Here is a 13,580-nt window from a genome sequence, read left to right as displayed (position 1 = left end):
CACATTTCAGGACGGGACAAAAAGACAAAAAAAGCCCCGCATTTTCATGCGGGGCTTTCTGTATGCATCAACCCATTGAAGGGCGAGACAATGTATTCAAGATTAAGCTAGAAGCTCTTTCGCTGTGTTTACTACGTTTTCAGTAGTGAAACCGAACATCTTGAATAGCTCACCTGCAGGTGCAGATTCGCCAAACGTTGTCATACCGATGATCTTGCCACCGAAACCAACGTACTTGTACCAGAAGTCAGCGATGCCAGCTTCTACAGCGATACGTGCCGTTACGTCAGATGGAAGTACAGACTCACGGTACTGCGCGTCTTGTTTGTCGAACGCGTCGGTTGCAGGCATAGAAACTACGCGTACTTTCTTACCTTCAGCCGTTAGCTCAGCAGCAGCGTTAACCGCTAGCTCAACTTCAGAACCCGTTGCGATAAGGATAAGCTCTGGCTTGCCTTCACAATCTTTCAGGATGTAACCACCCTTAGCGATGTTTGCTACTTGCTCAGCGTCACGATCTTGTTGTGCAAGGTTTTGACGAGAGAAGATAAGTGCAGAAGGACCATCTTTACGCTCGATTGCTAGTTTCCAAGCAACAGCAGACTCAACTTGGTCACATGGACGCCATGTGCTCATGTTTGGAGTTAGACGTAGAGAAGCGATCTGCTCAACTGGTTGGTGAGTTGGACCATCTTCGCCAAGACCGATAGAGTCATGCGTGTAAACTTGGATGTTCTGAGTTTTCATCAGAGCAGCCATACGCATAGCGTTACGCGCGTATTCCATGAACATTAGGAACGTTGCGCCGTATGGTACGAAACCACCGTGTAGAGCGATACCGTTCATGATAGCCGTCATACCGAATTCACGTACACCGTAATGGATGTAGTTACCAGAGAAGTCGTTCGCTTCAAGAGACTTAGAACCAGACCACATAGTTAGGTTAGAAGGCGCAAGGTCAGCAGAGCCGCCCATGAATTCTGGTAGCATAGCACCGAACGCTTCTAGAGCATTTTGAGATGCTTTACGTGATGCGATGTTTGCTGGGTTAGCTTGAAGATCAGCGATGATTGCCGATGCTTTCTCTTCCCACTCAGCTGGTAGGTCACCGTTTACGCGGCGTTTGAATTCAGCTGCCAGCTCAGGGTATGCTGCTTCATAAGCTGCAAGTTTCTCGTTCCACGCTGCTTCCTTAGCTGCGCCTGCTTCTTTCGCATCCCACTCTGAGTAAACTTCCGACGGAATTTCAAAAGGACCGTGCTCCCAACCTAATTCTTTACGTGTTGCTGCAATTTCTTCAGCGCCTAGTGGAGCACCGTGACAGTCGTGCGTACCTGCTTTGTTTGGAGAACCAAAGCCAATCACTGTTTTAGTGCAGATTAGAGTAGGGCGAGGGTCTGCTTTAGCCGCTTCAATCGCTGCGTTGATAGCGTCAGAATCGTGACCATCTACCGCTGGGATTACGTGCCAGCCGTAAGCTTCGAAACGCTTAGGTGTATCGTCAGAGAACCAACCTTCAACTTCGCCATCGATAGAGATACCGTTGTCATCCCAGAAAGCAACCAGCTTACCAAGACCAAGCGTACCTGCTAGAGAACATGCTTCGTGAGAAATACCTTCCATCAGACAGCCATCACCCATGAATGCATAAGTGTAGTGGTCTACGATGTCGTGGCCTTCTTTGTTGAACTGAGCAGCTAGCGCTTTCTCAGCCATAGCCATACCAACAGCGTTAGTAATGCCTTGACCTAGAGGACCAGTCGTTGTTTCGATGCCTGGTGCGTAGCCGTACTCTGGGTGACCTGGAGTCTTAGAGTGCAGTTGACGGAAGTTCTTAAGATCTTCAATTGAAAGCTCGTAACCTGCTAGGTGCAGCAGAGAGTAAATCAGCATTGAGCCGTGGCCGTTAGACAGGATAAAACGGTCGCGGTCAGCCCACTCTGGGTTTGCTGGGTTGTGGTTTAAGTGAGAACGCCAAAGTACTTCAGCGATGTCAGCCATACCCATAGGTGCGCCTGGGTGACCAGAGTTTGCTTGTTGTACGCCGTCCATGCTTAGAGCACGAATAGCGTTAGCTAGATGTTTGCGATTCATAAGAACTTCCGAATAAAAATTAAGAAAAACAAAATTGATAAAATTAGGGGAACTGAACGTTCCCCTATTTGAATTTGGTAAGAGTGATTACAGCTTAGCTGCGATCATGTCTTCTAGTTTGCCTTGGTCAACGGCGAAGTTGCGGATGCCTTCAGCCAGTTTCTCAACAGCCATTGCATCTTGGTTGTGGTCCCATAGGAACTCAGCGTGAGTCATCGCTGCTGGACGCTCTTTAGTACCGTTAGAGTCGATAAGCTTCTCTAATACTTCGCCTTCTGCTGCTTCTAGGTCTGCTAGAAGTTGCGGAGCGATAGTTAGACGGTCACAACCAGCAAGTTCAAGGATCTCGCCGATGTTACGGAAGCTTGCGCCCATAACAACAGTTTTGTAGCCGTGGTCTTTGTAGTAGTTGTAGATATCAGAAACAGAGATTACACCTGGATCTTCTGAAGCTTCGAAATCACGACCTTCTTTCGCTTTGTACCAGTCCATGATGCGACCAACGAAAGGAGAGATTAGGAATACGCCAGCTTCAGCACAAGCACGAGCTTGAGCGAAAGAGAATAGAAGCGTTAGGTTACAGTTGATGCCTTCTTTCTCTAGGATTTCAGCAGCACGGATGCCTTCCCAAGTAGAAGCCAGTTTGATAAGGATGCGGTCGTTAGTGATACCAGCGTCGTTGTACATTTTGATAAGTTGACGAGCTTTAGCAACGCTGCCTTCCATGTCGTAAGAAAGACGAGCATCTACTTCAGTAGAGATACGGCCAGGTACAACTTTTAGGATTTCTTTACCGATGTTCACGTTAAGCATGTCGCAAGTATCTTGAACTTGCTGTGCTTTATCACCGCTTTGCGCTTTTGCGTATTCGATAGAAGCATCGATTAGAGGAGCGTACTCAGCAATTTGAGCAGCTTTAAGAATTAGAGATGGGTTAGTTGTTGCATCTTCAGGAGTGTACTTGCTGATAGCTTCGATATCGCCAGTGTCAGCTACAACAGTTGTTAGTTTACGAAGTTGCTCTAATTTATTGCTCATTTTGATCATCCTATGTATCGCATAACACCTCATTAATGGGAGAGGTGTGGGCATTTGCAAGCTAACTAATGAAGTTCTCAATGGTTGTACCAGTGAGCCAAACTTACATTAATTTAAATTTTTCTCCGAACGAACATTTGCACAGAACATTTGATCGCTCGATGAGTAAATGATGTAGCCATATTTATCCGATCTAGCCCCAAAGTCAACGGTAAATAGTACTGTATGGTGACTTCAGTCAAATATATTTCGCTCTAGTAATCATGGGCTATGCAAGCAAACGTTTAACGAGCAAAGTGAGGTGAATTAATCAACAACAAAACCATGGTTATGACTATGAGCAAATGTACCTTGCTGTTACATATGTTCGGGGTGTAAACTTGTGTATCACTTGCTTAAGCATCGAACATTTGTTCTTCAAGCAGGTAAAATAATTGTTAAATATTGGTTGAGTGGTATATGAGTAAGAATATCCAAGATGTTTCCGAAGAAAACACTGATCTCCTCACTGAAGTAGCGGTTGCTTATTATCAAGATGGTGCCACGCAAGAAGAGATATCTAAAAAGTACTCTATCTCCCGTGCAAAGGTTGGTCGAATGCTCAAGCAAGCCCGAGATGAGGGCATTGTTGAGATCACCGTGAAATATCACCCCGTCTTTAGTGCGAAGATCGAGCAACGTTTGATCGAACGATTTGGTGTAAAGCGTGCTCTTGTAGCACTAGACCAACCAAATGAAGAGAAGCAGCGATTACAGGTTGCTGGTTTAGTGTCTAACTATCTTACCAGTACACTGAAAAACGGTATGGTGGTGACAGTAGGACAAGGGCGAAACGTATCGTCTGTTGCTCACCACACTGGCGTAATTACGCCACGAGACTGCAAATTCGTGTGTGGTATCGGCGGTATTCACCCAAGAGGCGGTATGTTTAATGCCGACCATATATGCAGGCAGCTAGCCAAAAAGTACGGTGGATCTTCTGAAACCTTATACGCGCCGGCTTATGCCGAGAATAAAGCGCAAAAAACCGCATTTATGGAAAACAGCACCGTTAAGCAGACACTCGATCTCGCTCGAAAAGCCGATGTTGCATTAGTCGGTATCGGTGATATGAGTGAAAACAGCTATATGGTCGACTTAGGTTGGTTTACCGCAGGTGAGGTCGTTCAATCTCGTTTATTGCAAGGAGTCGTCGGTGACTTTGCGGGTTATGACTTTTTCGATGTTCACGGTAAAACAGCAAACACAGTAATGAGTGACCGTGTGATTGGTTTGGCCTTGGAAGAATTTCGCCCAATAGCGGAAGTCATTGCCATTGCAGCGGAGAACAGTAAGCCATTAGCTCTATTAGGCGCACTAAGAACCGGTGTGGTCGATGTGATAGCGACCAGCGTAAGTAATGCTTTGACGGTACTTAACTTGGACGAACAACTTAGCGTGAATAAACCAAACAGCAGTGAATCGTAAGATACTTAAGCTTCGTTGAATTCACTATTTGAGTAATCATGGAAATTCCCCTGATGAAACCAGTGCAATAAGGGGGATAACTATTAGACATGACTCGAATAGTGAATTTGTTCAGCGGTTGAAAGAATTATCACTCTTTAATGTTAAGCCACACTAAAGGAGATAATTATGAAACTGTCATTTATCACACGCGCTATTTCTAGCAACAGTGACCAATCAAGTTCTATCTTTAAATCTAATTCCGTCATTGCGCTTAGCTTAATCACCACGGCTTGTATGCTCACACCTGAGGCACATGCCGATGATAAAGTCGTCGCAGGGTATTTTGCGGATTGGCAATATCTGAATAAAGACAACCCTTATACCGTTGACGACATACCTGCAGACAAGCTCTCACATATTATTTACGCCTTCTTGAGCATGTGTGGTCCTCATAGCGGTGCTGGTGAGCCCGTCCAAAAACAAATTCAGCAGCAATGTGCAGACAAACAACCATATACCGCGATTATTGTGGATAAAGAAGCTGCGTTAGAAGTCGATTTCGGAGACGTGGGTGTTGATGTCGCCTATAAAGGTCACTTTGCCCAGTTAGCTCAACTGAAGGCCGACAATCAAAATATCAAAATTTTGCCCTCATTTGGAGGGTGGACAATGTCTGAACCTTTCCATGCGATGGCGAAAGATCCTCAAGCCATTGCGCACTTTTCAAAAACTGCTGTTGAATTGATCCAAAAATACGACTTCTTTGATGGTATTGATCTTGATTGGGAATACCCAGGAGGCGGCGGCTTAACCACTTCGCCTTGGAACCCAGAGACGAAACTAACGGATGAGCAAAAAGCGCTAGAGCGTGAAGCTTTTACTCTTTTAGTAAAAACAATCAGAAGTGATTTGGACGCTCTATCAAAGACGACTCAAAGAGATTATGAGCTTTCAACGGCTGTCGGTGTTGGCGCTAAGGCTGCCCAAATTGATTGGAACGCAGCTAGCCCATATTTGACGAACATGTTTGCGATGACGTATGACTTCCTCGGAGGCTGGGGAACTCAAACAGGTCACACAACAAACTTACATGCCACAGAGCGCAGTTGGTGGGGAATGGGAGCTGATGTCTTCATTAATCAGATGATAGAGCAAGGTATTCCTAGCGAGAAGCTCGTGATCGGGGCGGCTTTTTATGGTCGAGGCTGGCAAGGGACAAAAGACTTTGCTGGAGAGCTGCCTAAAGGTGACCTAGTTTCTGAACAAGGGGCGCAGTTTGGTACCGGTGAAAACGGTTACTTCATGTTTTGGGATCTTATGAATAACTACAGCAGTAAACAAGGTTATGAGTATAAGTATGATGAGCAAGCTCAAGCACCTTATTTGTGGAACCCAGATAAAAAAGTATTCATATCTTTTGAAGATCAGCGTTCTATTAAAGCAAAGGCAGAATGGGCGAAGAAATCAGACCTAGGCGGCATTTTTACTTGGGAATTATCAGGAGATCCTTCCGGGCAGTTGATCGATGTTATGCATAGTGAAATGAATAAATAACTGAACAGAAAATACCTAGAAAATAAGGTAGGTGTTTAGCCGCCTACCTTATTTAGCTCGTCTATTTAACTCACGTTCTTAAACAGAACATTCCGCGTGCTCGGTCACTTTCTTGTTTAGGTGAGTAGCCAGCTCATCATAAGGAATAGGGCGAGAGAAGTAATAGCCTTGCATTAAGTCACATCCACATGCCTTTAGAATTGCGAAGTGTTCGTTTGATTCTACGCCTTCTGCTAATACCACCATGCCGAAGTTCTTACCGATTGCGATGATGTTTTGCACCATGGTGAGTGACTGCTGATCGACAGCAATGTTCTCAATAAAGCTCTTATCGATTTTAAGTTCATCGATAGGCAGTGCTTTCAACATACTTAGTGATGAATAACCTGTCCCGAAATCATCTAAAGAGATCTTTATATTCTTCTCTTTGAGGGCTTCAAAAGTCGGTTTCACCAAAGTCACATCTTCAATGAACAAGCTCTCGGTAATTTCTAGCGTTAAACAGCTAGGAGAGAGTTGATACTTTTCTAGTGTCGCGAACAAGTGCTCAGAGAAGGATTGATGAGAAAACTGACGCACTGATATGTTGATCGACAGCCCGATTTTTTGTTCTGTTGTTCGGTGCAAGTGGGCGATCTGCATAATGCTGGACTCAATAATAAAAGTCCCCAGTTTTTGCATTAAACCCGTGTTCTCTGCTATCGGTATAAAGACATCTGGCGGAACAAAACCCAATTCCTCATCAATCCAGCGCACGAGTGCTTCTACACCATGAATACTTTCATTTGCACGAACCAGCGGTTGGAAAACCATGAACAGCGTTTGTTTCTCGATAGCGATGCGTAGCCTTTGTTCTACTTTCATTTTGTAGAGATGAGCATCTTGCATTTCCGTTGTGAAAATACTGTACGAGTTTTGCTGCTGTTTCGCTTTGTACATTGAAATATCGGCAGAACGTAACAGGCTATCCAGATCTTTTCCGTGTTCTGGGAAACGCGCTACGCCGATGCTGCAACCTAACAAAAACTGAGCGCTTTCAACTTCATAAGGTTGAGAAAGCACTTCAATAATGCGCTTGGCGAGTCGTTTAATTTCAGCTTCATTCGACAAGGGCGTCAAGAACAAAAACTCATCACTGGATTCACGTACCAATAGGCTGAGGCGAGATCGGAACCTCATCAAACGCAAAGCGATCTGTTTGAGAACCTTATCTCCAAAGTCATGCCCGTGGGTGTCATTGACGCATTTAAAGTTATCGATATCGATAAACAACAGCGAAAACGGCTCTGACTCATCGTCAATCCATTTACCAATGTTTCTACGCATGTACAAACGGTTTGGCAGAGAGGTTAAAGGGTCATGGTTCGCCTGATAAATGAGTTGGCTACGAGTCCGTTGTTCATTCTTGGCAATCGACTTAACCAAAAAGTAGAAACCAAACTGAAGAAAAATAAAGGCAACGAAAAGAATGCTGAACTCTTGTATGAATATACTATCGACGTGAGTTAGATCCGTACGTCCTACCACCCATAATTTGTAGTTTGGGATGTATTTCGCGCTCATCAAAGAGTGGTACTCTTCATCGTCGACGACAAAAGAATAGGTTTCTTGCCCATTCATCGCTTCTTGTACGCTAATTCCGAAGTGGTCGGTAAAGATACTTGCAATACGCTGTATGACATCTTTGCCGACTGGAGAGGAATAGGCACTCTCAGATTCAATATCACTTGAATAAAACTGGCGATAGCTGTCTTTTCTGATCAGGCTTAGTGTATTGAAACTTCCGGCGTGAGCATTATTTTCAAATACGATCGTTGCGTCTAATCGTAGCCCTGCGGTCATTACTGCATCGGTTTTCTTGCCATCGATTGAAATGGATTTTCTCAGCGGGATGACTAAGCTATTCAACGAATCTTGAAAATAGGTACGGCCAAGCACCATGCTACTGCTTGATAGGGCATCTAGGAAGGAGCCTCTGGTTGGCGCGTATTGCAGCAAGTTCCTTTGATTCGCAAGTTCGAGATTTGAGCTAATCGAGAGGTAATCACCGTCGGTGTTCAACAAGCCAAACGCTGCTATCGCAGGGTGGGTCTCAAGTAGCTTGTCTAATATTGGCCTAATCTGGATAGATGCAGTACGTGTGAAATCAGACTGTTGAGCCAGTTGATGGCCAACCACTTCTAACAAGGCTTCTTGACTGGTCAGCAGCGAGTTGACGGAGCTAGAAAAAAGCTCAACCTGAATGTGTTGCTGCTCTATGAAGTCGTCTCTGTTTGCTTTCCAGTTTGTTATTCCCAACGCGGCGAAAAGTATCAGGGTCAGTAGTACGACAAACGCGTACAGCGACCAGATATTTTGCTTAAATAGAGCCATGAGGTGCCTTTGTTGGTTACTACTTTTAACAGACTGCAAGTGACAAACTATTGGGTTGTCAGCGCGATTCATGCAACGAAAAATACAAACATCAATGATGAAAGTATTAATGATTAAATAGTGTAACGACTACGAGCAGAGATTCTTGAGTGAAAAATTAGTATTCATAACGTCGATAACGATTAGTTTATGATTAATCACGAATTATGGTTAGCAAGTTGATGTGGGTTACAAATCAAACGGCGTGAATCGAGTCTTGGTCTCAAATGAACATAGCGTTAACTGCGACATAGAGGCTTACTTCATGAGACGTGGAGCCATCATTATCAGTAAGCTCTTTATGCATGCGCAGTATATTCTAATAGTTGCATTAAGCGAAGTTGAATTACTTTTTAGTCACGGCGATAGGGAGTTTGTCGTTAGCACCCCATTCCGTCCATGAACCATCGTAAACACCCATTTCACCGTTATAGCCAGCGAGTTTAGCGGCTAATAATATGATGCAAGCTGTTACGCCAGAGCCACAGCTAAAGAACATAGGTTGAGAAGGCGTTAATTCTAGCGTTGAAAAGATATCAATAAGCTCTTCTTGGGACTTTAACTTGCCGTTTTTGAGTACTTGGGCAAATGGTAGGCAAATAGAATTCGGTATATGGCCACTACGCAAGCCTTCACGTGGTTCAGGAACTTCTGAATCGAAACGAGCTTGAGAACGAGCATCTACAATGTTTGCGCTCTTGTCAGTTGAGTAACCTTCAATCTGCTGAGCACTGACAAAGTAGTTGTCTTGAATATGGCCTTCAAAATTGCCCGCTTTTACTTCGGTGCGATAGTCAGTCTCGGTCGCGTAACCGGCTTCGATCCAAGCTGGCAAACCGCCATCTAAGATGAATACGTCGTTGTGTCCCATTGCCATAAACATCCACCACGCACGAGGAGAAGCGAAGGTTCCGGAGTTATCGTAAACCACAATCGTACTGTCTTGATTGATGCCAATTTCTTTTGCGCGAGTGTTGAAGTGTTTTTCGCTCGGAAACATGTGAGGAAGCAGAGTGTGCTTGTTACAAAAGTCTTTGTCGTAGTCAAAACGAATAGCACCAGGAATCATTTGTCCTTTGATCTTTTCTGACTCGCTTGGAATTTGAAACTCGATGCTGGCGTCGAGGATGATGATATTGTCTTCTGCTAGCAAACGTTGTTGAAGTTGTTGTGGTGAGATGAGTGGCTGATTCATTATTGTTATATCCATTCTTGTTGTTTTAGCGAATACAGTGGTAGAGCGATTACTGTTGCTTTTGCGAATACAGTTGCTTTACGAATACCGTTGTTGCATCGATGGCTACTGTGCAGCTCGACAGTGGATGAACTGATAACTGCTTTGTCCGGTTATTTGATTGTTTAATGTATCAAGCGCGACCACAGAATCAATAGGGCAGTCTGTGGTAGGAGCAATAGAGAGCCGAAATACGTCATTATCTTTTGTCTGAACCGTCAGATAACGCCTGTGCCCATCTAAGGATTGAGTAAGCGTGTTCGAAATTACTTTGGCTTGAATACGTTGCCCCGTCTCTGATGTTAGCGGGAAATAGGCAAGGGCAACTAACACGCCTACGCCACACATTAAGATAAATAGACCTATTTTTAACTGTTTCATGAGAGTAAGTCTTTGAAGGTTATGTTGAAAATATAAGTGAGGTTGGTGGTAAAGTGAATGCTACTCGCTAAGAAAGCTGAATTAACTGCTCTTCGACGAAAATAAAAAAGTGAGCATTTCTGCTCACTTCCTACTTACAAACAATCCATTTTGACTCTGTTTCGTCAGAGATCTCGCTAACGACAAGTTACCTGCTGTTAAACAATTTACTGCCAGACAATCTGAGAGTCGCCGCTAGAAACCACTTGTTGTAATGGAGGTTGACCATCGTAAAACCAAATCTCTATCAAGAGTGCGTCATGGTTTACTGGTGCTGCAAAGTTGGAGGCGAACACACCGTTATCTAGTGGGCCCGCAATGACCTTGCTGGAGTAATCCGGCTTCAAGGTTGAGTCATCTCTTGTACTAAAGCGGCTATAAACGGTCACAAAAGAACGGTCTGTCGACATGCTGCTGATGTCAATGTTGAGATCAAACTGTTCAACAGAGTTGTAGTCAAAGCCGTCAGGTACCACTAAATCACTCATCGTATAGCTTTGCGCTGCTACCGCACCTGTCACGGGAGACGGCGATGGTGTTGCTGTTACCGGAGTCGTTGCTGTTACCGGATTCGACGGAGTTGCAGGTGTCGAGGGTGTAGATGGTGATGCCGTAGATGTACTTCCGCCCCCACCGCCGCCGCCTCCACAGCCGGCTAATACTAATGGCGCTGCAGCTAAAATAACGGCTAGTGACTTCTTCATGTTCCAAGTGCTTTGTACAGACATACGTTCTTCCTCAGAGAGATTGCGGCTTGAATCAGCGCAATGATTGTCTCGATATTGTTTAGTGTGAATAGTCATAACGTCTCTCCTTATGGTTCGTAACGTTGGTTGTCTGCAGGTGATTGGTACCATGTTTGGTTCGTGTCACCGCCGGATTCTGCGTATTCTTTAAACTCTGGGTAAGCGGTAACAATATCGACGTACTCTAGAGGCCACTCCCATTCGTCATCCGAAGTTACTATGAGAGCCCAAGGGTGGTTTTCTGCTGTTTTGAAGTATTTACCTGTTGATGGATTACTGTCATCGACGCCTAATCCAGCTTCAAAGAGGTTAGTGGTATCAAATGCCTCGGTTGGAGCTTGGTCTGGCAAGTGAACCTCCCAGCTGCGCCCTGGATGTAGAGGTAGGTTTTCACCGTGATAATACCCAGGCGTTGCAAAAATGAACGGGTCGTAAGGCATATCGGTCCAACTGCCAGTACTCACACCGTCACCGGCTAAAGTAATACCAATTTGGAATGAGAACTGCTCATCCTCTTTACATCCATTACTGGTGCGGTAGAAGGTACAGCCAGTGCTGATTTTTTCTGTCAGGTCATTGGCGATAACAAAGATTGCTTCGCTACGTCCATCTTCTAGGTCAAGGTCAGTGAATACACCGTTGTGTTTCATGTAAGAGCTACCACTACTCACCAAGCTCGGGTCTAGGTTAGGAAGTCGAACAGCAAAACCATTTCTGTACGTTGCCCCGACAGCAGCTAGGCGGCCGTCGATAGTGGACTTAACGACTTTTCCATCTTTAAGGATCTCAGTAATGCGATACATAAGAACAGCATCGTTCATGTCGTAGTCGGCTTTATAAGGCCAGTTATCTTCGTACGCGAGCGTTGCGTAGCCAGAAGCACTTGGGAAGTAACGAGCGGTGGCGCCATCGTTAAGGACATCGACTTGAATATCGACCACCTCACCAGAGGTTGAACCGCCAAAGTAACTTAGGTTGGTTTGTTGACTGAATCTAAATCTAGCCCACGTAGTACCGGTTAGTGCGTTGATGTCGACATTTAGGAATAGATCGTTTTCACCAGCATCGAGCGCGTAATCTGTAAACACTTGCTCGTTGGCGCCATCGAAGCTGCCATCTTGGTTCCAGTCTATCCAAGCTGAAAGGTAACCGGTTGTTGAAGCTTCAATTACTACTTTTGAATCAAGCCCTGCTTCAAGTGCGGTAACAAAACCGATACCACCGTTTGCCCACTCATCATCAATACCCACGCTTTCATCCGATTGCGGTGTTACGTAGCCGTCAAGATCGGCGTCGGGCGCGTCTGTACCTAACCAAGTCACGCCATCTAGTTCATGTCGAGGACCGTTACTTGCTAATAACGTTAGATAGGTATCTGGAGCGTCACCGAAGTCGATGTTGGAATCTTCATCTACGACAGGCGCATTCGCACAGCGAGCACCATCATTTTGATTCGAAGAAGGGCCATTCGATACGAACTCTACAGCAGGAACGACACCTGCAGCGATGTTTGCAGCGTTATCTGGGGATAGGTTGATACGGTAGATCTTACCGTCTTGATTTCGAGATACGTAATAGTAGCCGTTTACATCAAAATAACCTGCGCCAAACGTCCCTGTTTCTCCGGTATCACCAATATAGGTTTCTGCACCTGTAGTTGGGTTGAAGCTGTACAAGCCACCCGAGTTATTGTCGATACCATATAAAGAGCCATCACTTGGATGGAAAGCAAAATCAGTCAGTTTTACAGTTGCAGGGCTGCCTGCGATTTTGTTGACCGTGACGGTCGCATTCGGATCAGAGTCTAAAGGAGAGAGGTCAACAGTAAATAGTCCCTTACCTGTACGATACAAGTAGTAAACATGGTCATAGACGTCGCCGACATAGAAAGTGTGATCGGTTGGTAAGCCACTGGTATTGATAACTTCTGCTTGGAAGTCTTGACCAAGACGCACTAAACGTTTGTTGGTGGTGTCATAGCCATAAATATATCTGTCTTGAAAGTCGAAACCGACACCATTGATATTGGCATTCATACCCGTATCGTCTTCTAACAGTGTGGTTGAACCTGTTACTAGGTTTACACCCCAAACTTCAACGGGTTTCGACTGAAAGAGGTATGCTTGACTAGGGCAGGTATCGAATGGCGCTGCGTTGGCGACTAGAGGGGCACTTAATAGCAAACTTAACGTTGTAATTCTCATATCTACATCCTTGTGATGGAAGGTCTAGATATTCAATCAAGTTACGTGCCAGTTTTAAGCATTTGATTTAATGGGTTTTTATTATTTATCGAGTTCAGTTTCCAATTTGAGTGTCAATATGAAAGTGTGCCATCCAAATAGCCAAAGGCCTTTATATTTCTATTTGATTAGAGCTAAGGATACAAGAGCTTAGGCGGTAATTACGAGTGATTGTCTAATAGGCTCTGTATGTATTCACTCGTGAATGGAACAATATCTGAGACCACTTTGGATGCTAAAATGCTTTCAGCGTTAGCTTTTATTCTGACATATCGAAAATGCTTGCCATAAACCTTTACTCCTCCAAACGGTAAACTCTTTCCTTTGTTAATCAATTCACAATCTGAGTTTGATTCATAAAGGGAATACCCCAGGGCAAGATCATGAAAA

At 44.6% G+C, this 13,580-nt stretch carries 9 protein-coding genes and 1 pseudogene; 2 read left to right on the top strand and 8 right to left on the bottom strand.

Features of this window, described 5'->3' with window-relative positions:
* Positions 1–102 precede the first annotated feature (102 nt).
* Together tkt and tal are read right to left on the bottom strand one after the other, a co-directional pair.
* Positions 103–2,094 (bottom strand): transketolase, encoded by a 1,992-nt coding sequence (gene tkt, locus AB4384_RS06495; protein ID WP_009845572.1) that lies wholly within the window; start codon positions 2,092–2,094, stop codon positions 103–105.
* Positions 2,095–2,181: 87 nt separating this feature from the next.
* Positions 2,182–3,132 (bottom strand): transaldolase, encoded by a 951-nt coding sequence (gene tal / locus AB4384_RS06490; protein ID WP_017071458.1) that lies wholly within the window; start codon positions 3,130–3,132, stop codon positions 2,182–2,184.
* Between the two features lie 459 nt (positions 3,133–3,591).
* Between tal and AB4384_RS06485 the strand changes: the two genes are divergently transcribed.
* Together AB4384_RS06485 and AB4384_RS06480 are read left to right on the top strand one after the other, a co-directional pair.
* The gene (locus AB4384_RS06485) at positions 3,592–4,599 is read left to right on the top strand and encodes a sugar-binding transcriptional regulator (RefSeq protein WP_017061711.1); all 1,008 of its coding nucleotides are present in this window, start codon (positions 3,592–3,594) and stop codon (positions 4,597–4,599) included.
* A gap of 168 nt (positions 4,600–4,767) precedes the next feature.
* A complete protein-coding gene (locus AB4384_RS06480) occupies positions 4,768–6,135 on the top strand; it encodes a glycoside hydrolase family 18 protein (protein WP_372083484.1) in 1,368 nt (455 codons plus the stop codon).
* A 78-nt stretch (positions 6,136–6,213) separates the two neighbouring features.
* Here the strand turns inward: AB4384_RS06480 and AB4384_RS06475 are convergent, their stop codons facing one another.
* The 6 genes and pseudogenes from AB4384_RS06475 to AB4384_RS06450 all read right to left on the bottom strand — a co-directional run.
* Complete coding sequence (locus tag AB4384_RS06475) at positions 6,214–8,508, bottom strand: bifunctional diguanylate cyclase/phosphodiesterase (protein ID WP_017068242.1); 2,295 nt, start codon at positions 8,506–8,508, stop codon at positions 6,214–6,216.
* Between the two features lie 385 nt (positions 8,509–8,893).
* Entirely contained in the window at positions 8,894–9,742 is an 849-nt protein-coding gene (locus AB4384_RS06470; RefSeq protein ID WP_017065718.1) for a sulfurtransferase, read from the bottom strand.
* Positions 9,743–9,847: 105 nt separating this feature from the next.
* Positions 9,848–10,162 (bottom strand): hypothetical protein, encoded by a 315-nt coding sequence (locus tag AB4384_RS06465; RefSeq protein ID WP_017061706.1) that lies wholly within the window; start codon positions 10,160–10,162, stop codon positions 9,848–9,850.
* 206 nt (positions 10,163–10,368) lie between these two features.
* A complete protein-coding gene (locus AB4384_RS06460; RefSeq protein ID WP_372129114.1) occupies positions 10,369–11,004 on the bottom strand; it encodes a hypothetical protein in 636 nt (211 codons plus the stop codon).
* Positions 11,005–11,015: 11 nt separating this feature from the next.
* A complete protein-coding gene (locus AB4384_RS06455; RefSeq protein ID WP_102320318.1) occupies positions 11,016–13,151 on the bottom strand; it encodes an LruC domain-containing protein in 2,136 nt (711 codons plus the stop codon).
* A 200-nt stretch (positions 13,152–13,351) separates the two neighbouring features.
* Positions 13,352–13,580: pseudogene (locus AB4384_RS06450) on the bottom strand (hypothetical protein); the annotation flags it as partial.

The sequence above is a fragment of the Vibrio sp. 10N.261.51.A4 genome, assembly GCF_041471945.1.
Classification (GTDB): Bacteria; Pseudomonadota; Gammaproteobacteria; order Enterobacterales; family Vibrionaceae; genus Vibrio; species Vibrio crassostreae_C.
This window is presented reverse-complemented; position numbering and strand designations above follow the sequence as displayed.